The sequence below is a fragment of the Vibrio sp. Scap24 genome, assembly GCF_013394185.1.
GTDB classification, from domain to species: Bacteria; Pseudomonadota; Gammaproteobacteria; order Enterobacterales; family Vibrionaceae; genus Vibrio; species Vibrio pomeroyi.
The window spans coordinates 689,660-711,297 of the sequence record NZ_CP041332.1 but is presented as its reverse complement, the minus strand read 5'-3'; the positions used below and the strand labels follow the sequence as shown (position 1 = coordinate 711,297).

Here is a 21,638-nt window from a genome sequence, read left to right as displayed (position 1 = left end):
CGCCATTCCTGTTGTAGGAATGGCGCTTTTTATTTTGGCTTTGATAATACCTGAGAGAGATTTCCTATGACACTCGTTCCTCGCTCTAGGGAATGACGATAGGCCGTCGTCGTTTGTTCAAGAGCGTAACGGCCTCGTGGTCGTCACCCTCGAGAGGGAAGAATTACCGAGTCGGGGGATCTCTGGTTGAAGGTGATTACCAGTCAACGCCTTGTAGCGCTTTAACACCAGATTCAAATGCGTGTTTGACGTTACGAACTTCAGATACGGTATCTGCCATTTCTGTAAGAGTACGGTGCGCGCCACGGCCTGTAATGATGACAGACTGCATCTTCGGACGGTTATTCAACGCTTCAACTACTTCATCGAGTTCGATGTAACCGTAGCTCACCATGTAAGTCAGCTCGTCAAACAAAATCACATCAATCGACTCGTCAGCCAGCATGCGTTGACACTCTTTCCATACGCGCTGTGCAGCTTCAATATCTTGCGCTTTGTTCTGAGTTTCCCAAGTAAAACCTGTGCCCATTACTTGGAACTCTACATCGAGCTTTTGAAGAACGTTCTTTTCGCCGTTATCCCAAGTGCCTTTGACAAACTCAGCAACGGCACATTTTTTACCATGACCCACTGCGCGAGTAATGGTGCCGAAACCTGATGTCGACTTACCTTTACCGTTACCAGTGATCACCAATAATAGGCCTTTAACTTCTTGTGCTGCAGCCACTCGTGCATCGACTTGTTCTTTTACTTTCTGTTGTCTTGCTTTATGACGTTGTTCTTTGTTGTCTTCGGTCGACATAACAAATCCTTTTAAGTTGTGATTGCGCCTATCATAGCCTAACTTAACGATAGCAAAAACCATCGGAAGAACAGGTGATTACGGATGAAAAAGATACTCGTGGTTTGCATGGGGAATATTTGTCGCTCGCCAACAGGTGAGGCGGTACTCAGAAAGAAAGCGCAACAGCTGGATATTGATGTTGTAGTCGATTCTGCAGGGACGATTGGCTTCCATCAAGGAAACCCACCGGATTCGCGCTCAAAGGCGGCAGGCGAGAAGCGAGGCTACAGTTTCAAGGGCATTACCTCTCGTAAAGTGGTCGTGAATGACTTCGAAGAGTTTGACCTGATACTCGCGGCAGATAGGGCGAACTTAGATGACTTAATGAGCCAGTGCCCAGTGCACCTGCAATACAAGCTTGCGTTATTTTTGAGTTTTGGAGAATCGGACTATCAAGAGGTTCCGGATCCATATTATGGAGAGGGCGATGGTTTTGAGCTGGTTTTGGACTTAATCGAAGAGTCGAGCGAAGCGATATTGAGGTCTATTTAACGTCAAAGCTATGTTCAGTGCTTTACTGGCTAGTGACTAAATACGACGTATAAAAAAGGCCGACATTTAATGTCGGCCTTTTAAATCTAGCTTTACGTTCTGCCTAAGATTACTTAGACATTACTTTGTAGATTGGGTCTTCTGCTACGTTCGCTTCAACTAAGCTACCAGCTTTGTGCAGCATAGCAACACAGTCTTGGCTTAGGTGGCGAAGGTGAAGCGTTTTACCTAGTGCTGCGTAACGCTCTGCAATAGTATCAATCGCTTCAATAGCTGAGTGGTCGGTAACGCGTGAGTTTGCGAAATCAACGATAACATCTTGTGGATCGTTGTATGCGTCAAACAACTCTAGGAAGTTAGCCGTTGAACCAAAGAAGATTGGACCGTTAACTTTGTACTCTTTAGAGCCTTTGTCGTTTACCGATGTGTCTGCGTAGATATGCTTAGCATGTTGCCATGCAAACATCAGTGCAGATGCAATGACACCCACAAATACAGCAACCGCTAGGTCAGTCATTACAGTTACAACCGTAACAAGAACGATAACAAAGAAGTCTTGCTTAGGTACGCGACGTGCAAGCTTGAAGGTTGCCCATTCGAATGTACCAATTACAACCATGAACATTACACCCACTAGCGCTGCTAGAGGAATCATTTCGATAAGTGCAGAGCCGAACAGAATGAACATCAGTAGTGCAACGGCAGCAACGATACCAGAAAGACGACCACGACCACCTGAGTTTACGTTGATCATCGATTGACCGATCATCGCACAACCACCCATCGCACCAAATACTGAACACGTCACGTTCGCCATACCTTGACCAACACATTCACGGTTAGATTGACCACGAGTGTTTGTCATTTCGTCTAGTACGGTTAGCGTCAGTAGTGATTCGATTAGACCAATCGCTGCCAGAATCACTGCGTAAGGCAGGATGATGTATAGCGTTTCTAGGCTAAATGGTACTGCTGGAATAGAGAATGTTGGTAGAGAGCCCGCAAGTGTTGCTGCTTCGTCACCAGACATAGTGCGCAAGAAATCAACAACAGTACGAGTTTCTAGATCAAGGCCAACAACCAAAGCCGTTACCGTAACAATGGCAACCAATGACGATGGTACCGCTGTTGTTAGCTTAGGTAGGAAGTGGATGATAGCCATAGTCAGCGCTACAAGGCCTAACATTAGTGTCATTTGACCACTTGGTAACCAAGTTAGTGCGCCTGTTACGTCTGGTGCTTTAAATTGTCCAAGCTGTGCTAGGAAGATAACGATCGCTAAGCCGTTCACGAAACCAATCATTACTGGGTGCGGAACTATACGGATGAATTTACCTAGCTTAAATACACCCGCTGCAATTTGCAGAAGGCCGGCTAGCATAACTGCCGCAAATAAGTATTGAACGCCATGGGTTGCTACTAGGCTCACCATTACAACAGCCATTGCGCCAGTTGCACCAGAAATCATACCTGGACGACCGCCGAAGACAGAAGTAATTAAACCTACGATGAATGCTGCGTAAAGACCAACCATTGGGTCAACGCCTGCAACAAAGGCGAATGCTACGGCTTCAGGTACCAGAGCTAGGGCTACTGTAAGACCTGAAAGCACATCATTCTTTACAGAGTGCTTTGAAAATTGTGGGAATTCGAACATGTTTGCTCAGCTATGCTTAAGATGGATTTACCCGACACGAGTGTATTGCGTAGCCAAACGGTGATTGAAAAGAGCGGCAATAGCGAAGTGTCGAAAAGATAAGTGCGCGAATGCTACCCAAAAATGTGATTAAGTTCAAGGTTGAACCTAACTTTGAGTAATATATATATTAATTTTTATTCGATTAGCAGATATGAAAAAGGCTGCTTTAATAAGCAGCCTTTGATTCGATTTTCTAGTGATTACTTAGCAGTAAACGCTAGTAGTTTGGCTTAGTCATGCCTGCGCCAGCTTTGTTTGACGCTGCTTGACTGCCTGCACCTTTCGGTACAAAACGCTCAGTACGGAATGGAGCAGCAACAACTTCAATCTCTTTGATCTCTTGAGGACCAGGAGCTTTAGTCATTGGCGAGCCCGCTTGTTTCTTAGCAACTGCCGCTTTTGGTGCTGCTTCTGAAACTGGTGTTTCTACCACCGGAGCTTCTTCAACTTTCACACTTTCAGCTTTAGGCGCTTCAACTGCTGTTGGTTCAACGACAGCAGTTTCAACAACTGGTGCTTCAACCACGGCTTCTTCTGCTTTTACAGTTTCAACCGAAGCTTGTTCAACTTCCACACTTTCAGCTTTAGGCGTTTCAACTTTTTGTGCTTCAACAACTGGAGCTTCTTCAACTACAGCAGGAGTCTCAGCTACTTGAGCTTCAACAGCAGCTTCTTCGCGACGGATAATCACTTTGCCCATAGCCAGTTCAGGACATGCAAAGCCGCCTGCCATTGCTACGTTGCTTTGTGGAGCCGTCTCTTGAGCTACGTTTTGCTCTTGTTCTTTAACAGAAACTTGAGCTTCAGCTGCTACTTGAACTTCAGCCACTTCAGGTTTTGCCTGTTTGTGGTGAGGTTTCGGAATGAAGCGAGGCATCACTTTACCCATAGCCATCTCAGGAGAAGCTACACCACCTTTACGTAGGCGGAATGGGTTAGGGCGACGATCACGACCGCGACGACGACGTTGACCACTTGCACGTAGGTGACGTGGAGAACGACGGTTACGACGTTGCTTCGGCTCTTCCTGTTCAGTTTGCTCAGCATTTGCTTGAGTTGCTTCTACTTGTTCCGCAACTTTTTGCTCTTGAGCGACTGATTGTTCTTTTGAAACAGATAGTTCTTTTGCAACAGCCTGTTCTTGTGACGCGTTGTCTTCAGCTTGAGCTTGTTGGTCTTTAACACGAACTTGTTTGTTCAGTTTACGACGTTGACGACGCTCTTTGATCTTAGCTGCTTTCGCTTCAGGCTTAGCTTTAGGCGCTTCTGGCTTGTCAGCTTGAGCTTCTGCCGCTAGCTGTAGACCTTCTTCTGCTAGCTTAGAAGGAACTTGCTCTTCGCGTTGCTTCTGCTCATCACGTGGCTTGTTGCGACGATCTTGCTTAGGCTTGCGAGGTTGACGATTTTGCTGTGGAGCTGCTTCTTTCTGCTCTTCAGGCTTCTCGTCACGAGCTGGCTTACGACGGCGCTTGTTGTCACGGTTTTCGTTACGATTGTCACCACGCTCACCACGTTGGTTGCGACGACGGTTATCGTTACGATCACGGCGTTGACGGTTGCCGTTGTTGCGATTGTTCTTAGGTTTTTCTTCTTCTTTCTTCTCTTCTTCTTTCTTCTCTTCTTGAGTTGAAGAGCCGAATAAGAAGCTACCGATAGCTTTGAAGAAACGACCAATTAGACCTGGTTCTTGAGTCGCTGCTGGCTCAGCTTTCTTCTCTTCTACAGCTTTAGGTGCTGGAGCAGGAGTTGGTGCTGATTGAGCAGGGGCTGCGAAACCTTTCAGAGCTGGCTCTTCGATCTTCTTAGGACGAATAGTCTGTTCTGCTGGTTCTTTGCTTTCTGCTTCTTTAAGAGCGTCTAGCTTCTTAGGAAGTAGGTAAGACAGTAGATCGAACTCTTCGCCTTCACGAACACGGATAACCTCAAAGTGTGGTGTTTCCATGTCTGAGTTAGGAACAACAGTGATCTTAACTTCTTGGTTCTTCTCGATGTGGTTTACTGAGCGACGTTTTTCGTTCAGAAGGTAAGAAGCGATTGGCACAGGCACAACAGCAAGCACTTGCGCTGTGTTGTCTTTTAGAGCTTCTTCTTCGATCAAACGTAGAACAGACAGTGCTAGAGATTCGTTATCACGAACAACACCAGTACCTGTACAACGAGGACAAATGTGGTGGCTTGCTTCCGCTAGTGATGGGCTCAAACGTTGACGAGACATCTCTAGAAGACCAAAGCGAGAAATACGACCAATCTGAACACGTGCACGATCTAAACGAACGGCATCACGTAGACGGCTTTCTACTTCGCGTTGGTGGCGAACCGGAGTCATATCGATGAAGTCGATAACAACAAGACCACCTAGGTCACGTAGACGTAATTGACGTGCAATTTCATCCGCTGCTTCTAGGTTAGTGTTTAGCGCTGTTTCTTCGATATCGCCGCCCTTTGTTGCACGAGCAGAGTTGATATCGATAGAAGTTAGAGCTTCTGTTGGGTCGATTACGATAGAACCACCAGATGGAAGACGAACTTCACGTTGGAAAGCAGATTCGATCTGGCTTTCAATCTGGTAATGGCTGAATAGTGGTACTTCACCATCGTACTTCTTAACGCGACTCATGAAATCTGGGCGTATTAATTGAATGTGCGCTTGTGCACGTTCAAAAATAGTGTTGCTGTCGATTAGAATCTCGCCGATGTCACGACGTAGGTAGTCACGAATCGCGCGAACGATAACGTTACTTTCTTGGTGAATTAGGAAAGGAGCTGCATTTGAATCAGAAGCTTGCTTGATAGCGCCCCAGTGATTCAATAGAACATTCAGGTCCCACTCTAACTCTTCTGCACTTTTGCCAACACCTGCTGTACGCACGATTAAGCCCATACCTTGAGGAAGCTCAAGAGTGCTTAATGCTGCTTTCAGTTGGGTGCGCTCATCACCTTCGATACGACGAGAAATACCGCCAGCACGAGGGTTATTAGGCATAAGAACTAAGTAGCTACCCGCCAAAGAGATGAAAGTTGTCAGTGCAGCACCTTTGCTACCACGCTCTTCTTTCTCTACTTGTACGATTACTTCTTGGCCTTCTTTTAGCACTTCTTTAATGCTAGGACGGCCTTGGTATGTATAACCTTCAGGGAAGTATTCGCGGGCAATTTCTTTAAGAGGGAGGAAACCGTGACGTTCTGCGCCGTAATCAACAAATGCCGCTTCTAGGCTTGGCTCAATACGGGTAATACGTCCTTTGTAGATATTCGCTTTTTTTGACTCGTGACCTGGACTTTCGATATCTAGATCGAACAGTCGCTGGCCATCAACCAAAGCGACACGCAACTCTTCTTTTTGAGTTGCGTTAATTAACATTCTTTTCATTTAGAAATTCTCATTGTCTTTTCTTATTTTCATCATTGTTCTTATCGCTTTATTTCGTTTCTCATGGTGCCAGATCCCATGGCTTTATCGGTGCAGCCTCCCGGCTGGAGAGGGATGCTCTGGGGCACGTCAGTCATCATAGGGAGTTAGCCTATGATCCGCGATGTGGCGGTGAATACTCAACATGAGCGTACGTGAGTAGAGCGATAAGGAACTCAGTTGGCCGTGTCTTACGCCGATTGCAGCACTGTCTAATCTGAGTTATCTACTCATTTACTTGCTTATGAATGGTTAGCTGTTTAAATAATAGTCAAACCACTGATAGCAGCTGTGAACTATAGCAGCGGTCGGTAAACACAGCAATCTGCTTTGTCGGAATGCTGTAAAAAAAACAGTTTTTGTTTGGGTTTTGATAGCTCTAACTCACTGTCTATAAATAATTTATCAATTGATATTTTAATTTGCAGGAATCTTGGTGCTTTTTTGTTCGAAGAATCAAAGAAATATAGAACTTCAACGAGCATTTGAGGATAGATCGGTAGGGATTATGGATAAATAAGTTCGGGATCGAGCTAAGAAAATCTCAATTATCAAAAGTGACAGTGATACAATAGCCCAATGAGCGAAATTAGAACCCAAGTCCAATTTGTCGACATTGACGAAGATATGGCTGGTCAGCGTATTGATAACTTCTTACGCAACCAATTAAAAAACATCCCGAAAAGCATGATTTACCGAATCGTGCGTAAAGGCGAAGTCCGCGTAAATAAAAAACGTATCAAGGCTGAGTACAAACTAAAAGCTGGTGATTTAGTTCGTATCCCGCCAGTCACGATTGAAGAAAAAACTGAAGAAAACGTGCCAAGCACGAAACTCAACAAGGTTTCAGAATTAGAACAGTGCATCATCTATGAAGATGATCACATGCTGATTCTGAACAAACCTTCGGGTACTGCTGTTCATGGTGGCAGTGGGCTGAAGTTCGGCGCAATCGAAGCATTGCGTGCACTTCGTCCTGATGCTCGTTTTCTTGAGTTAGTGCATCGTATCGATAGAGATACATCTGGCATTCTGCTTGTTGCTAAGAAGCGCTCGGCGCTAAGACACCTTCAAGCACAGTTCCGTGAAAAAACGGTTCAAAAATATTACTTCGCTTTAGTCATGGGCGAGTGGAAGAACAGCTGTAAGGTTGTTAATGCTCCATTATTGAAAAACGAAGTGAACAGTATTGTTCGTGTGAACCCGAACGGAAAAGCATCTGAGACGCGTTTTAGAGTTTTAGAAAAATTCAAAGATGCGACGTTAGTTCAAGCGAGTCCAATTACGGGTCGTACGCACCAAATCCGTGTACATACTCAATATACTGGCCACCCAATTGCTTGGGATGATCGCTACGGTGATCGTCGTTTTGATGCTTACACGGGTAAGGTTGGTCTGGATCGTTTGTTCCTACACGCAGCAAACATTAAGTTCACGCACCCAGGTAGCGAAGAGAAGATGGATATCTCGGCGCCAATGGAAGCGAGACTTGAAAAAGCACTGACCGGATTGCGTAAGATCTAAGAAGATACGAGATACGAGATACGAGATACGAGATACGAGATACGAGAGGGAGCACTCTTTCGGAATTTAGTATCAGCTATCTGAAAATGATAAAGGTTGACGAATATCGTCAACCTTTTTTGTTTGTGTAAATTGCAAGAGATCCCCAACTCGCTCGTTCCTCGCTCTTGAGGATGACGACACATGAATTAAGCATGACTAAATAACTAGAAGCCCTCAGGACTGTAATTATTAGTTTCCGTCATTCCCTGGACTGACGAAGGAAGGAATAGGGAATCTCCTTAAGTATGATAAGCGCTAGTTAAAGCACACTCATTCCTTGTACTTCAAGCATATCGACTAAGTCGATCAGTGGTAGACCGATTAGGGTGTTCGGATCTTTGCCTTCCATTTGCTTAAATAACGCAATACCTAACCCTTCACACATAAAACTGCCCGCGCAGTAATAAGGCTCTTCCTTCTCAACATAAGAGACGATCTGCTGCTCGGTTAAATCACGAAAATGAACGATGAAGGTGTCGAGACGCGTGTCAGCTTTGTTGGTCTCGCTGTTCCAAACCGAAAGACCAGTATAGAAAGTGATGCTCTTACCGCTTTGACGAGATAGCTGTTCAATTGCTTTTTCACGAGTATGTGGCTTACCAATGATCTCTCCATCAATCACACAAACTTGATCAGAACCAATCACCAAGCTCGGTTGCTCTACCGCGCAAGACTTAGCTTTGGTCTCGGCAAGGCGCATGACTAACTGTTGAGGCGTCTCATTTGAAAGCGGCGTTTCATCGCAGTCTGGTTTAGCAGTAATGAAGCTTAACTGTAGTTTTTTGAGGATCTCTTGCCTAAATGGTGATGTAGAGGCTAAAACTAGTTGGTAATTTCTCATTTTAATTTACAATTCAAGGAAGCATTTATCTCAGGATAACGTAACTTGTCCTGCTATTCATAATGCTCTGAATAGGAAAGGCAGGAAAGTACATTTTTTTTGCCATTTCCTTTGACTAAACATGATTTGGAAGATAAGATTCGCGCCCTATGCAAAAGGAAAAAATACCGCGTACAGTTGATCCGGCAAGAACGGCTCAAAAACGACTGGATATGAATGGCATCATTCAAGTCAGTCTTTTAAAGCGTTTAACTGAAGCAACTGAAGGCGTAAAACGTGACGCGCAAGTCTCAATGTCATTTGGGCTTGATGAACAACGATTAGTCGTTATCTCTGGTAAAGCTAACGTCGAAGTCGATTTAGAGTGTCAACGTTGTAATGAGGTTTTCGCACATGAGTGCGATGTCCAATTTACTTATACTCCTGTTTACAGTGAGAAAAGTGAAGAGGAAGCACCGGAAGAGTACGATTTGGTAGATCTGAACGAGTACGGTGAGTTAGACCTGATTCAATTAGTTGAAGACGAGTTCATCCTTGGATTGCCACAAATAGCAATGCACGACGATGCGGACTGTAGCGTTAACTCAAATAATTTGGTGTTTGGCGAACTTCCTGAAGAAATTGAGGAAGATAAAAAGCCGAATCCATTTGATGTTTTAAAAAGCTTGAAGAAGTAACAGCTTCTTTAAGAATTTACATAGGAGTAGGGTCAATGGCCGTACAAAAGAGCAAGAAATCACGTTCAATGCGTGGCATGCGTCGTTCACACGATGCACTAACTACAGCTGCACTTTCTGTAGACGCAACTTCAGGTGAAACTCACCTACGTCACAACGTGACTGCCGAAGGTTTCTACCGCGGCAAAAAGGTTATCAACAAGTAAGGTTGACCTTTGCAAAATCTAACCGTTGCGCTTGATGCAATGGGCGGGGACTTCGGTCCTCGTGTAACAGTGCCTGCCGCCGTGCAGGCACTGTCGTATTTCCCAGAGCTAAAAGTCATTCTCATAGGTGATCGAAACGCGATCACATCTCAATTATCTTCATTAGGTCGAATGCCTGATTCTCGTTTGAGCATCCAGCATTGTGATCGAGTTATTTCCAATTCTGAAAAACCTTCACTAGCCTTACGTAATAGTCAGGGCAGTTCTATGCGTGCCGCTATCGATCTGGTTGCCGAATCACAGGCTGATGCTTGTGTGAGTGGTGGTAACACTGGCGCACTGATGGCTTTGTCCCGTTTCCGACTTAAACTCCTTCCTGGTATTGATAGGCCTGCATTGGTTTCAGCTTTGCCTACCGCATCAGGGAATCGCACATGGATGCTTGATTTAGGGGCGAACGTTTCTAGTGACGCGGATTCACTCTTTCAGTTTGCCGTAATGGGCAGTGCATTAGCGGAACAACATTTAGGTCGCGCTCCACGTGTCGCCATCTTGAATATCGGTGCAGAAGAAATCAAAGGCAATGACCTTGTAAAACGATGCGCTGAAATGTTGTCGAACACTCAGTCTGTGAACTTCATAGGCTATATTGAAGGTAATCAATTACTTCAAGATGCTGCTGATGTCGTCGTATGTGATGGTTTTGTGGGCAATGTCTGCTTAAAAACGTGCGAAGGTACAGCTCAGCTCTTTATTGATAAGCTAAAAACGCGCATGATGGCTTCAACAATAAAGGGTTGGATAGCCAGAATGTTGTTTTCTGAGCTATTTACTGAATTAAAAACCTTGAACCCCGACCAGTATAACGGCGCAAGTTTGTTAGGATTGCGCGGCATTGTCATTAAAAGTCATGGAAGTGCTGATGTGTCTGCAGTCGTCAACGCGATTGGTGAAGCAGTACACGAGGTCAAACGACAAGTCCCCAGCCGCATTAGCGATCGTTTGGAAGCGGTTTTACTCGAGAGGCATTATTAGTCTTCATGTATAGCAAAATTTTAGGTACTGGCAGCTACTTGCCATCTCAGGTGCGTACAAACGCAGACTTAGAGAAAATGGTAGAGACTAGCGATGAGTGGATTGTTGCTAGAACAGGTATTAAAGAGCGTCGTATTTCAGCGGAAAACGAAACCGTTGCTGATATGGCGTTTTACGCTGCTGAGAATGCCATTGAAATGGCAGGTATCGACAAAGAAGATATAGATTTAATCATCGTTGCGACAACCAGCAGTAGCCATACATTCCCGTCTTCGGCATGTCAGGTACAAGGTAAGCTTGGTATTAAAGGTTGCCCTGCGTTTGATTTAGCTGCAGCGTGTTCTGGTTTTGTTTACGCACTGTCTGTTGCTGACCAACACATCAAGACTGGCATGTGTAAGAACGTTTTGGTAATTGGTGCGGATGCACTGTCAAAAACCTGTGATCCGACTGACCGCTCTACTATCATCCTATTTGGTGATGCAGCAGGCGCGGTGGTTGTAGGCGCAAGCGAAGAGCCAGGTATTTTGTCTACTCACATTTACTCTGATGGTAAATATGGTGAGCTTCTAAGCTTAGAAGTACCAGAGCGCGGCGGTGATGCAGACAAATGGCTGCACATGGCGGGCAACGAAGTATTCAAAGTGGCGGTAACTCAGCTTTCTAAGCTAGTTAAAGACACATTAGCTGCGAATAATATGGATAAGTCAGAGCTTGATTGGTTAGTTCCACACCAAGCGAACTACCGTATTATCTCGGCAACGGCTAAAAAGCTGACAATGTCGCTTGATCAAGTGGTAATTACCCTTGATAAGCACGGCAATACGTCGGCAGCTACCGTACCAACAGCACTTGATGAGGCTGTTCGCGACGGGCGAATTAAACGTGGTCAAACGCTTCTTCTTGAAGCCTTTGGTGGCGGCTTCACTTGGGGTTCTGCGTTAGTTAAATTCTAACCTCAAGCGATAATCAACAAACAAGGCACATAACTTATGTGCCTTATTCAATTTTTTGCTTTGCTTAAAGGATAATTACAATGAGCAAGTTTGCTATCGTATTCCCAGGCCAAGGCTCTCAAGCTATCGGTATGCTTGCTGACCTAGGCGAACAGTATGATGTTGTTAAACAAACATTTGTTGAAGCTTCAGAAGCACTTGGTTACGATCTATGGGCATTGGTTCAAGATGGTCCAGTAGAAAATCTAAATGAAACTTTCCGCACTCAACCGGCTCTATTAACAGCGTCTGTTGCAATTTGGCGTGTTTGGCAAGAGCTTGGTCTAGAGCAACCTGTAAACCTAGCAGGTCACAGCCTAGGAGAATACTCTGCACTAGTATGTGCTGGCGTTATCGACTTTAAAGAAGCGATCAAGCTGGTTGAACTACGTGGTCAACTGATGCAAGAAGCAGTGCCAGCGGGTGTTGGTGCAATGTACGCAATCATCGGTCTAGATGATGAAGCGATTGCTAAAGCGTGTGAAGAAGCTGCGCAAGACGAAGTTGTGTCGCCAGTTAACTTTAACTCGCCAGGCCAAGTTGTTATCGCTGGTAACAAAGCAGCAGTAGAGCGTGCTGGTGCACTATGTAAAGAAGCGGGCGCTAAGCGTGCACTTCCTTTACCTGTTTCTGTGCCATCTCACTGTGCACTGATGAAACCTGCAGCAGACAAGCTAGCGGTTGCTCTAGAAGCTCTAGAATTCAACACGCCAGCACTACCTGTTATTAATAACGTTGATGTTATTGCTGAAACAGATCCTGCAAAAATTAAAGACGCACTTGTTCGTCAGCTATACAGCCCAGTTCGTTGGACAGAAGGCGTACAAGCAATGAACGAGCAAGGCGTTGAGAAGCTATTAGAATTAGGTCCAGGTAAGGTTCTTACTGGTCTAACAAAACGAATCGTAAAAACTATGACAGCTGCTGCAGTTAATGACACTGCATCACTAGAAGCTGCTAAGTAAATAACCACTTAATAGAGAAGTTATGATGAATTTAGAAGGCAAAGTTGCACTCGTTACAGGCGCAAGCCGTGGCATCGGTCGTGCAATCGCTGAACTTTTAGTTGAGCGTGGTGCTAAAGTTATCGGTACTGCTACGTCTGAAGGCGGCGCTGCTGCAATCAGCGAGTACCTTGGTGAGAACGGTAAAGGTCTTGCTCTTAACGTAACGGATGTTGACTCAATTGCAGCTACACTGAAAACCATCAACGATGAGTTCGGTGCGATTGACATTCTAGTTAACAACGCAGGTATCACTCGTGATAACCTTCTTATGCGTATGAAAGACGACGAATGGAATGACATCATCGATACTAACCTAACGCCTATCTTCCGCATGTCTAAAGCTGTATTGCGTGGCATGATGAAGAAGCGTCAAGGCCGTATCGTTAACGTTGGTTCTGTAGTAGGTACTATGGGTAACGCTGGTCAAGCTAACTACGCAGCTGCTAAAGCTGGTGTAATTGGTTTTACTAAATCAATGGCTCGTGAAGTTGCATCTCGTGGCGTTACAGTGAACACTGTTGCTCCTGGTTTCATCGAAACTGATATGACTAAAGCGCTAAATGATGACCAACGTGCAGCAACTTTGGCGAATGTACCAGCAGGTCGACTAGGTGACCCTCGCGAAATCGCTGAAGCTGTGGTATTTTTGGCGTCACCTGCGGCAGCTTATATCACAGGTGAAACACTTCACGTCAATGGCGGTATGTACATGGTGTAAATTATGTGCAACATTTGTGCATGATTTAAGTCAAGATCATACGTAATTTCGGTTAAAATCGTGAAAATTGTGGTTTGACCAGAAAAGTTGACCTTGCAACTTTCAATAGATTGAATAAACTACGGAAAACATCGCATAAAGCGAACTCTGTAAAGGAAAAGAAAAAATGAGCAACCTCGAAGAACGCGTAAAGAAAATCATTGTTGAACAGCTAGGTGTAGACGAAGCTGAAGTTAAAAACGAAGCTTCTTTCGTTGATGACCTAGGTGCAGATTCTCTAGACACAGTTGAGCTAGTAATGGCTCTAGAAGAAGAATTCGACACTGAAATCCCAGATGAAGAAGCTGAGAAAATTACTACTGTTCAAGCAGCTATCGATTACGTAACTAGCGCTCAGTAATAATCTCTCCCAGGCGGTCACCTCGACCGCCTGTGTTTTATCTAACTCATCTATCCTCATCTTAAATCACCTCAATCTCCGGAGTGTAAAATCGTGTCCAAGCGTCGTGTAGTTGTCACTGGCATGGGTATGTTGTCACCGGTAGGCAACACTGTAGAATCTTCTTGGAAAGCCCTGCTAGCTGGTCAAAGTGGTATCGTTAATATCGAGCACTTTGATGCAACCAATTTCTCAACTCGTTTTGCAGGTCTAGTTAAAGACTTTAACTGCGAAGAGTATATGTCTAAAAAAGATGCTCGTAAGATGGACTTGTTCATCCAGTACGGCGTCGCAGCAGGTATTCAAGCTTTAGATGATTCAGCCCTAACTATTACTGAAGAAAACGCTCCACGTGTGGGTGTTGCAATCGGTTCTGGTATTGGTGGTCTTGGTTTGATCGAAGCAGGTCACCAAGCTCTAACTGAAAAAGGTCCTCGTAAGATTAGCCCGTTCTTCGTACCGTCGACGATCGTGAATATGATTGCTGGTCACATGTCTATCATGCGCGGCCTACGCGGTCCAAACATCGCGATCTCTACTGCATGTACGACTGGCCTACATAACATTGGTCACGCGGCACGTATGATTGCATACGGCGATGCTGACGCAATGCTAGCGGGTGGTGCTGAAAAAGCATCTACACCACTAGGTATGGGCGGTTTTGGTGCGGCTAAAGCACTGTCTACTCGTAACGATGAGCCTCAAAAAGCTTCTCGTCCATGGGACAAAGGCCGTGACGGCTTCGTTCTTGGTGACGGTGCAGGCATGATGGTTCTTGAAGAGTACGAACATGCGAAAGCTCGTGGCGCTAAGATTTACTGTGAGCTAGTTGGCTTCGGTATGTCGGGTGACGCTTACCACATGACATCTCCAAGTGAAGATGGCTCTGGTGGTGCACTAGCGATGGAAGCGGCTATGCGTGATGCTGGCATTACTGGTGAACAAATCGGTTATGTTAACGCACACGGTACATCGACTCCTGCGGGTGACGTAGCGGAAGTTAAGGGCATTAAGCGTGCTCTTGGCGAAGCAGGCAGCAAGCAAGTATTGGTTTCTTCTACGAAATCGATGACTGGTCACCTTCTAGGTGCTGCAGGTTCTGCTGAAGCTATCATCACGGCTATGTCTCTGGTTGACCAAATTGTTCCACCAACAATCAACCTAGATGATCCTGAAGAAGGCTTAGATATTGACTTAGTACCTCACACTGCGCGTGAAGTTAGCAACATGGAATATGCTGCATGTAACTCATTCGGTTTCGGTGGTACAAACGGCTGTTTGATCTTCAAAAAGATTTAATCATCTTGTTAAAGACGTAAACACTCGTAGATAGTCACAATTAGACTTGTTTTTAAACGGCTTGATGCTTTAGCATTGAGCCGTTTCTTTTTATGGGGAAAAACATGTTTTGGGTTGATGGAGAAAGCCAGCAAACTGTCGATATCTTGGACCGTTCGTTTCAATACGGAGACGGTTGTTTTACCACCATGCTTGTTCAAGGTGGCCAGGTTCAACATTTTCACGATCATCAGCGTCGTGTCGATGAATGCCTGAAAGCGTTACGCATTTCTGCTCTTGATTGGGATGTGGTTAATGTTTGGCTCGATAGTGCGCTTCAACATATCCAAAACAATGCGCTTCATGGGACAAGCAAGCCTCATGATGAAAAAGCAGGAATAAAGCTGCACGTTAGTCGCGGCGCTGGTGGCAGAGGTTATAGCACCAAGAATATCGCTAAACCTACGGTCACTATCAGTACGTTTGCTTTTCCGAGTCATTATTCAGCGTGGCAAGACTCTGGTGTTGAGCTCGGTGTTTGCCAACAAGTTTTAGGTTTGAGCCCACTGCTTGCCGGGCATAAGCACAATAATCGCCTAGAGCAAATCTTGATGAAAGATGAAATGGATCAGGCTAATGAAGTCGATGGTGTGGTGCTTGATATTTCAGGCAATGTCATTGAAACCACAATGGCTAATCTGTTTTGGCGAAAAGGGGATACCATTTTCACACCTCAACTGACGCAGAGTGGCGTCGCAGGGGTTATGCGTAAGCAAGTGTTAACCGCGCTGAATCAAGCTGAACTTTCCGTTACTATTAGTGACTATTGCTTATCTGAACTCATGCAAGCTGATGAGGTTTTCATGACCAACTCCATTTTAGGGGTTGCCCCAGTTACCCGTATTAGTGAAACCCAATTTAACATTGGAACCGTTACTCGTAGCCTTCAAGGACAACTAAACTCGTGATTAAAAAGTTATTTATTTTTCTTATCTTGTGCCTAATCGCAGCGGGCGCTGCTGGGTTCTATGTTTACAACCAAGCGCAAGATAACCTGAAACAAGTCATCCAATTAGAAAAACCACAGGTCGTAACCGTTGCTTCAGGCAGCAGCTTTAATCGTGTTCTAGCACAGTTGATAAATGAGGGGCTATTTGAGGCTTCTCCTTACGAGAAATTAATACGTAAGTTGCATCCTGAGCTGGTTGACGTAAAAGCGGGTACATTTCTGCTAGAGCCGGGTTTGACCCTAGAGCAGGCGCTACAAGTACTTGTTGAGGGCAAAGAACACCAATTCACAATTACTTTCGTTGAAGGCAGTCGCTTTGATGAATGGCTAGTGCAGCTAAAAGACAATGAATTCATTCAACAGACGTTGGACGGTGTATCTGAAAAAGAGATCGCTGAAAAGCTGGGCATCGAAAATGAAAAGCTAGAAGGTCTTTTCTTAGCGGAAACCTATCACTACACCTATGGCACAACCGATTTAGATTTATTGAAACGCGCCCATCGTGACCTAATGAATGTGGTGAATGATGAATGGGAAAACAGAGCTGATAAACTGCCTCTTAAGTCACCGTATGAAGCTCTGATTCTTGCGTCTATCATTGAGAAAGAAACCGCCGTTGCTTCAGAGCGCGAGCGTGTATCTTCTGTATTCGTTAACCGTTTGAACAAGCGTATGCGTCTGCAAACTGACCCAACGGTTATCTATGGCATGGGCGACAGTTACAAAGGTAATATCCGTAAGAAAGATCTGCGTACACCAACGCCGTACAACACATACACAATGAGCGGTTTGCCACCTACGCCGATTGCCATGGCGGGTCGAGCGTCGATTAATGCAGCTCTGAACCCAGAGAACAGCAACTACCTGTACTTTGTTGCGAGCGGAACGGGCGGTCACGTATTTTCAAAGAGTTTGGCTGAGCACAACCGTGCAGTACGAGCTTACTTAAAGCAATTAAGAAAAAACAAATAAAGAAAGAATTATGAATCAGTCGAAATTTATCGTGGTTGAAGGCCTTGAAGGCGCAGGTAAAAGCACTGCAATCAATGCCATCGTAGAAACATTGAAAGCATCTGGTGTAGAAGAACTCGTCAACACTCGTGAACCGGGCGGTACCGTGTTGGCAGAAAAGATGCGTTCACTGGTTAAAGAAGAGCACGAAGGCGAAAAGCTTCAAGACATGACTGAGTTACTGCTGATGTACGCGGCACGCGTTCAATTAGTAGAAAACGTGATTAAGCCTGCACTAGACAGTGGTAAGTGGGTATTGGGTGATCGCCATGATATGTCTTCTCAGGCTTATCAAGGGGGAGGTCGTCAGATCGCACGCACTACGATGGAATCATTGAAAGCAACCACGCTAGGCGACTTTAAGCCTGATCTAACCCTATACTTGGACTTAGACCCTAGAGTAGGGCTTGAGCGCGCACGAGGTCGTGGTGAGCTAGATAGAATCGAAAAGATGGATATCTCATTCTTCGATCGTACACGCGAGCGTTACCTTGAGATTGCCGCACAAGATGATTCGGTGCTTGTGATTAACGCACAACAAGAGATCGATCAAGTGGCTGCGGATATTAAGCAAGCGCTTGGTGCTTGGCTCGACAAACAGTAGGTAGTCATGGCTGAAGTGTATTCTTGGCTCACTCCCGTATGGAATGAGTGGAAAAAAAGTCTCGATGCTGAGCGTTTTCCTAATTCGGTGATTGTTAATGCGCCGGAAGGACTTGGCGTTGATGCGTTGATTGATCAACTTACCGCAGCATTAATGTGCACTAACTACGAAAGTGAGTCGTGCGGGTTTTGTCATAGCTGTGAATTGATGAAGTCGGGCAGTCATCCTGATTTTCATGTTATCTCACCAGAGAAAGAAGGTAAGTCGATCACCGTTGATCAAGTGCGTGCCAGTAACCGCTGGGCTCAAGAGTCATCTCAGTTAGGTGGCTTACGCGTTATCTTGCTTAACCCGGCAGAGGCAATGAATGAGTCTGCTTCTAACGCGTTGTTGAAAACGCTGGAAGAGCCATCAAGCAAGTGTATCTTCATTCTTTCTACTCGTAACAGTAACCGTTTGATGCCGACTATCATTAGCCGTTGCCAACAATTTAATGTGGTAAGCCCACAGTTGGAGGCAGGGTCGGCTTGGTTAGATGGTGAAGTTGGTAAGGTTGTTCCACAATATATTTTAGCGCTCAATGACAACGCGCCTTTAAAAGCAAAGGCGATGTTTGAGCAGGGTGGGGTAGAGGCTTCGACCAAAGCGCTCGATGGCTTTGTTAATGTCATCAAGGGCACTCAACCTGACATGCTAAAATTCTCGACAGAGCTTAGCAAAGACCCTTTGACTCAATTGGGTTGGCTATGGCACTTATTGTCTGACGTACAGAAGCTGCATTTTGGCTTGGCGAATCAGGCTATCACTCCTAGCGCGAAAGCACTGGTTGAGGTGATGTCTTATCAAAGTGCTTACGCAGCATCGAATAAGCTGCTCACATTGATTGAGCAGTTAAAGCAACACCCTGGGCTCAATACGGAGCTACTCATAATGAATTGGCTGATAGCCACTTGCGAGGAAACATGTTCGTAGATTCCCACTGTCATTTAGACAAACTGGATTACCAAGATTTACACACAAGCGTAGAAGATGTTGTGAACAAGGCGAAGGCAGCAAACGTAGACCAGCTGTTGTCTGTTGGTGTGACACTGGATTCGTTTGAAAATATGCTCGAGATGATCTCGCCGTTTGATAACGTTAAAGCGTCTTGTGGCGTTCATCCTCTCGATGTAGAGAGTGATTTTTGCTTAGAGAGAATGCGTGAATACGCGAGTAACCCAAAAGTCGTCGCGATTGGTGAGACAGGTTTAGATTACCACTACCAACCAGAGACGGCGGAATTGCAACAACTGCGATTCAAGCAACATGTCGCGTTGGCCGTAGAGCTGAACAAGCCTTTGATCATCCATACACGTAACGCGCGTGAAGACACTCTCGCGATTTTGCGTGATGGTGGTGCAGAGAAGTGTGGTGGTGTGATCCACTGTTTTACCGAAGATCAAGCGTTCGCTGAAGCGGCAATGGAATTAGGTTTCTATATCTCAATTTCAGGCATTGTGACCTTTAAGCAGGCAACAGAACTTAAAGAAGTTGTTAAGAACCTGCCGCTAGATAGGTTACTGATTGAGACAGATTCTCCATACTTGGCACCAATCCCATATCGTGGAAAGCAGAATCAACCTGCATATGTCGTGGAAGTGGCGGCCTATATTGCGCAGTTGAAAGGTGTGTCGATGAAAGAGGTTGCTGAACAAACGACCAAAAACTATCAAAAACTTTTTTTGCGATAAAAAACTAAGTAAACAAATAAAAGGGAGCGAAAGCTCCCTTTTTGTGTTTTTGATCACCAAAAGTGCGTTTTTTTTTAATGTTTACGAATTATGTTGAACTTGAGAGCGCTAATTATAACATTTGTAATTTTGTTACTAAAAATAACATTCGCTCCTATTTTATTTACCCAGTAAAATAATAGGGCTCTTTAAAAATAACCATATATTTCAATAAATTAAACTCTTGTAAAGCATTGCATTTCTTGATTTGACATGTGATCCAAGACGTGTTTTGAAACTAAATTTCGTAAGTGACTAGAAAGTTAGTTCCCCATCAATATATATTTAGCGGCAGAAAATATAATGCAATACATGGTTACATTTTCGCAGGGTGCTAACATATAGGCTACGGGGGTGTGCCGTTAGTACCCATATAATTATTTTATCTTTATCAGGAGCATAAACATGTTTAAGAACCTTTTTGCTAGCCTGCAGAAAGTTGGTAAGTCTCTGATGCTTCCAGTATCAGTTTTACCAGTTGCGGGTATTTTGCTAGGTGTCGGTGCAGCAGATCTTCCTTTCATTCCAGAAATCGTTTCAAACTTAATGGAACAAGCTGGTGGTTCAGTATTCGGTCAAATGGCACTACTGTTCGCAGTAGGTGTTGCACTTGGCTTTACTAACAACGATGGTGTAGCTGGTCTAGCTGCAATCGTTGGTTACGGCATCATGACTGCTACACTTGGCGTAATGGCTGGTGTAATGGGCGTTGATAAAATCGATACTGGTGTACTAGGTGGTATCCTAGTCGGTGGTGTTGCTGCTTGGGCATTCAACCGTTTCTTCCGTATTCAACTACCAGAGTACCTTGGCTTCTTCGCTGGTAAGCGTGCTGTGCCAATCATCACAGGTTTCTCTGCGATTGGTCTAGCAATCCTACTATCTATCGTATGGCCACCTGTTGGCGGCGCAATCTCTGCGTTCTCTGATTGGGCTGCTCACCAAAACCCACAAGTGGCGTTTGGTATCTACGGTATCGTTGAGCGTTCTCTGATTCCATTTGGTCTTCACCACGTTTGGAACGTACCTTTCTTCTTTGAAGCTGGTACTTGTGTAAACGCTGCTGGCGAAACTCAAAACGGTGTTCTTACTTGTTACCTAGTTGCTGATGACGCATCTCGTGCAGCGGGCAATGGCTTCGGTCAGCTAGCTGGTGGTTACATGTTCAAGATGTTCGGTCTACCTGCTGCTGCAATCGCTATTGCACACTCAGCTAAGCCTGAAAACCGCGCTAAAGTAATGGGTATCATGGCTTCTGCTGCGTTAACTTCATTCCTAACGGGTATCACTGAACCAATCGAATTCTCATTCCTATTCGTTGCTCCTGTACTGTACGCAATCCACGCTCTACTAGCTGGTTCTGCTTACGTTCTTGCGAACACTCTAGGTTTTGTACACGGTACATCTTTCTCACACGGTCTAATCGACTTCCTAGTTCTATCTGGCAACGCGTCTAAGATGGGCCTAATGGTTGTATGTGGTATTGCTTACGCTGCAATTTACTACATCGTATTCCGCACTGTGATTAAAGCTCTAGACCTTAAAACTCCAGGCCGCGAAGACGAGACTGAAGAAGAGTCAGTTGCGACTGGTTCTGAACTTGCTGGTGAGCTAGTTGCTGCATTCGGTGGCAAAGCGAACATCACTGGTCTTGACGCTTGTATTACTCGTCTACGTGTTGCAGTTGCTGATACAGCAGTTGTTGACCAAGACAAACTGAAGAAACTAGGCGCAGCTGGTGTTGTTGTAGTTGCTGGTGGCGTTCAAGCTATCTTCGGTACTAAGTCTGACAACCTTAAGACAGACATGGATGAGTGGATCCGTAACAACGGTTAATTCACTGATTCAATAAATTGAAAGGAGGCCGAGAGGCCTCCTTTTTTGTTTTCTGCCTTATGAAAGTCCTTCCTGCACTTATTCTTTTGTACTCAATCAGTTATTGAACAGATCGATGTTCTGATGCTCTATTACCCGCTTTGGGTACCTCTTATCTTTAACTTTATGATGACAACATCCGTTGTGATTTAAGTAATCTACCG

General features: G+C 45.0%; 20 protein-coding genes. 16 read left to right on the top strand and 4 right to left on the bottom strand.

Annotated elements, in window-relative coordinates:
* Positions 1–196: 196 nt before the first annotated feature.
* A complete protein-coding gene (gene cobO, locus FLM53_RS02815; protein WP_176680179.1) occupies positions 197–802 on the bottom strand; it encodes a cob(I)yrinic acid a,c-diamide adenosyltransferase in 606 nt (201 codons plus the stop codon).
* An 84-nt stretch (positions 803–886) separates the two neighbouring features.
* Between cobO and FLM53_RS02810 the strand changes: the two genes are divergently transcribed.
* The gene (locus FLM53_RS02810; RefSeq protein WP_176680178.1) at positions 887–1,336 is read left to right on the top strand and encodes a low molecular weight protein-tyrosine-phosphatase; all 450 of its coding nucleotides are present in this window, start codon (positions 887–889) and stop codon (positions 1,334–1,336) included.
* Positions 1,337–1,445: 109 nt separating this feature from the next.
* On the opposite strand, the gene FLM53_RS02805 is transcribed toward FLM53_RS02810, so the two are convergent.
* Positions 1,446–2,993, bottom strand: a complete 1,548-nt coding sequence (locus tag FLM53_RS02805; RefSeq protein ID WP_176680177.1) for a SulP family inorganic anion transporter — start codon at positions 2,991–2,993, stop codon at positions 1,446–1,448.
* Between the two features lie 259 nt (positions 2,994–3,252).
* Positions 3,253–6,405 carry a ribonuclease E gene (gene rne, locus FLM53_RS02800; RefSeq protein ID WP_176680176.1) on the bottom strand — a complete coding sequence of 1,051 codons (3,153 nt, stop codon included), beginning with the start codon at positions 6,403–6,405 and terminating at the stop codon, positions 3,253–3,255.
* A 618-nt stretch (positions 6,406–7,023) separates the two neighbouring features.
* Here rne and rluC point away from each other — a divergent pair.
* The gene (gene rluC, locus FLM53_RS02795; RefSeq protein ID WP_048659718.1) at positions 7,024–7,968 is read left to right on the top strand and encodes a 23S rRNA pseudouridine(955/2504/2580) synthase RluC; all 945 of its coding nucleotides are present in this window, start codon (positions 7,024–7,026) and stop codon (positions 7,966–7,968) included.
* 301 nt (positions 7,969–8,269) lie between these two features.
* Here the strand turns inward: rluC and FLM53_RS02790 are convergent, their stop codons facing one another.
* Positions 8,270–8,851 carry a nucleoside triphosphate pyrophosphatase gene (locus tag FLM53_RS02790; RefSeq protein ID WP_176680175.1) on the bottom strand — a complete coding sequence of 194 codons (582 nt, stop codon included), beginning with the start codon at positions 8,849–8,851 and terminating at the stop codon, positions 8,270–8,272.
* A gap of 149 nt (positions 8,852–9,000) precedes the next feature.
* On the opposite strand from FLM53_RS02790, the gene yceD reads away from it, so the two are divergent.
* The 14 genes from yceD to ptsG all read left to right on the top strand — a co-directional run bounded on the left by yceD (position 9,001) and on the right by ptsG (position 21,435).
* A complete protein-coding gene (yceD, locus tag FLM53_RS02785) occupies positions 9,001–9,528 on the top strand; it encodes a 23S rRNA accumulation protein YceD (RefSeq protein WP_017630536.1) in 528 nt (175 codons plus the stop codon).
* Positions 9,529–9,563: 35 nt separating this feature from the next.
* Positions 9,564–9,734: a 50S ribosomal protein L32 gene (gene rpmF / locus FLM53_RS02780; RefSeq protein WP_004737376.1), complete on the top strand. Its 171-nt coding sequence runs from the start codon at positions 9,564–9,566 to the stop codon at positions 9,732–9,734.
* Between the two features lie 9 nt (positions 9,735–9,743).
* Positions 9,744–10,769, top strand: a complete 1,026-nt coding sequence (gene plsX / locus FLM53_RS02775; RefSeq protein WP_017062152.1) for a phosphate acyltransferase PlsX — start codon at positions 9,744–9,746, stop codon at positions 10,767–10,769.
* 5 nt (positions 10,770–10,774) lie between these two features.
* Positions 10,775–11,725, top strand: coding sequence for a beta-ketoacyl-ACP synthase III (locus FLM53_RS02770; protein ID WP_010437276.1), 951 nt, complete (start codon positions 10,775–10,777; stop codon positions 11,723–11,725).
* A gap of 80 nt (positions 11,726–11,805) precedes the next feature.
* Positions 11,806–12,729 carry an ACP S-malonyltransferase gene (fabD, locus tag FLM53_RS02765; protein ID WP_176680174.1) on the top strand — a complete coding sequence of 308 codons (924 nt, stop codon included), beginning with the start codon at positions 11,806–11,808 and terminating at the stop codon, positions 12,727–12,729.
* Positions 12,730–12,754: 25 nt separating this feature from the next.
* The gene (gene fabG / locus FLM53_RS02760) at positions 12,755–13,489 is read left to right on the top strand and encodes a 3-oxoacyl-ACP reductase FabG (protein ID WP_026084209.1); all 735 of its coding nucleotides are present in this window, start codon (positions 12,755–12,757) and stop codon (positions 13,487–13,489) included.
* A gap of 166 nt (positions 13,490–13,655) precedes the next feature.
* A complete protein-coding gene (gene acpP / locus FLM53_RS02755) occupies positions 13,656–13,889 on the top strand; it encodes an acyl carrier protein (RefSeq protein ID WP_004737381.1) in 234 nt (77 codons plus the stop codon).
* Positions 13,890–13,982: 93 nt separating this feature from the next.
* The gene (fabF, locus tag FLM53_RS02750) at positions 13,983–15,227 is read left to right on the top strand and encodes a beta-ketoacyl-ACP synthase II (protein WP_017630538.1); all 1,245 of its coding nucleotides are present in this window, start codon (positions 13,983–13,985) and stop codon (positions 15,225–15,227) included.
* 104 nt (positions 15,228–15,331) lie between these two features.
* On the top strand, positions 15,332–16,174 hold the full coding sequence (pabC, locus tag FLM53_RS02745; RefSeq protein WP_176680173.1) for an aminodeoxychorismate lyase: 843 nt from the start codon (positions 15,332–15,334) through the stop codon (positions 16,172–16,174).
* Positions 16,171–17,187, top strand: a complete 1,017-nt coding sequence (gene mltG, locus FLM53_RS02740; protein WP_132743046.1) for an endolytic transglycosylase MltG — start codon at positions 16,171–16,173, stop codon at positions 17,185–17,187. Before pabC ends, mltG begins: the two co-directional genes overlap by 4 nt.
* Before the next feature lie 10 nt (positions 17,188–17,197).
* Positions 17,198–17,830, top strand: a complete 633-nt coding sequence (tmk, locus tag FLM53_RS02735) for a dTMP kinase (protein WP_176680172.1) — start codon at positions 17,198–17,200, stop codon at positions 17,828–17,830.
* Between the two features lie 6 nt (positions 17,831–17,836).
* Positions 17,837–18,802, top strand: coding sequence for a DNA polymerase III subunit delta' (locus FLM53_RS02730; protein ID WP_176680171.1), 966 nt, complete (start codon positions 17,837–17,839; stop codon positions 18,800–18,802).
* The gene (locus FLM53_RS02725; protein WP_176680170.1) at positions 18,793–19,560 is read left to right on the top strand and encodes a TatD family hydrolase; all 768 of its coding nucleotides are present in this window, start codon (positions 18,793–18,795) and stop codon (positions 19,558–19,560) included. The genes FLM53_RS02730 and FLM53_RS02725 overlap by 10 nt, the downstream gene beginning before the upstream one ends.
* A 444-nt stretch (positions 19,561–20,004) precedes the next feature.
* Positions 20,005–21,435, top strand: a complete 1,431-nt coding sequence (gene ptsG, locus FLM53_RS02720; RefSeq protein ID WP_017630544.1) for a PTS glucose transporter subunit IIBC — start codon at positions 20,005–20,007, stop codon at positions 21,433–21,435.
* Positions 21,436–21,638 lie beyond the last annotated feature (203 nt).

What these genes read in the sequence shown, in the direction of transcription:
- cobO (WP_176680179.1), bottom strand. Translation starts at nt 802, where the DNA reads ATGTCGACCGAAGACAACAAAGAACAACGTCATAAAGCAAGACAACAG.
- FLM53_RS02810 (WP_176680178.1), top strand. Translation starts at nt 887, where the DNA reads ATGAAAAAGATACTCGTGGTTTGCATGGGGAATATTTGTCGCTCGCCA.
- FLM53_RS02805 (WP_176680177.1), bottom strand. Translation starts at nt 2,993, where the DNA reads ATGTTCGAATTCCCACAATTTTCAAAGCACTCTGTAAAGAATGATGTG.
- rne (WP_176680176.1), bottom strand. Translation starts at nt 6,405, where the DNA reads ATGAAAAGAATGTTAATTAACGCAACTCAAAAAGAAGAGTTGCGTGTC.
- rluC (WP_048659718.1), top strand. Translation starts at nt 7,024, where the DNA reads ATGAGCGAAATTAGAACCCAAGTCCAATTTGTCGACATTGACGAAGAT.
- FLM53_RS02790 (WP_176680175.1), bottom strand. Translation starts at nt 8,851, where the DNA reads ATGAGAAATTACCAACTAGTTTTAGCCTCTACATCACCATTTAGGCAA.
- yceD (WP_017630536.1), top strand. Translation starts at nt 9,001, where the DNA reads ATGCAAAAGGAAAAAATACCGCGTACAGTTGATCCGGCAAGAACGGCT.
- rpmF (WP_004737376.1), top strand. Translation starts at nt 9,564, where the DNA reads ATGGCCGTACAAAAGAGCAAGAAATCACGTTCAATGCGTGGCATGCGT.
- FLM53_RS02770 (WP_010437276.1), top strand. Translation starts at nt 10,775, where the DNA reads ATGTATAGCAAAATTTTAGGTACTGGCAGCTACTTGCCATCTCAGGTG.
- fabD (WP_176680174.1), top strand. Translation starts at nt 11,806, where the DNA reads ATGAGCAAGTTTGCTATCGTATTCCCAGGCCAAGGCTCTCAAGCTATC.
- fabG (WP_026084209.1), top strand. Translation starts at nt 12,755, where the DNA reads ATGAATTTAGAAGGCAAAGTTGCACTCGTTACAGGCGCAAGCCGTGGC.
- acpP (WP_004737381.1), top strand. Translation starts at nt 13,656, where the DNA reads ATGAGCAACCTCGAAGAACGCGTAAAGAAAATCATTGTTGAACAGCTA.
- pabC (WP_176680173.1), top strand. Translation starts at nt 15,332, where the DNA reads ATGTTTTGGGTTGATGGAGAAAGCCAGCAAACTGTCGATATCTTGGAC.
- tmk (WP_176680172.1), top strand. Translation starts at nt 17,198, where the DNA reads ATGAATCAGTCGAAATTTATCGTGGTTGAAGGCCTTGAAGGCGCAGGT.
- FLM53_RS02730 (WP_176680171.1), top strand. Translation starts at nt 17,837, where the DNA reads ATGGCTGAAGTGTATTCTTGGCTCACTCCCGTATGGAATGAGTGGAAA.
- FLM53_RS02725 (WP_176680170.1), top strand. Translation starts at nt 18,793, where the DNA reads ATGTTCGTAGATTCCCACTGTCATTTAGACAAACTGGATTACCAAGAT.
- ptsG (WP_017630544.1), top strand. Translation starts at nt 20,005, where the DNA reads ATGTTTAAGAACCTTTTTGCTAGCCTGCAGAAAGTTGGTAAGTCTCTG.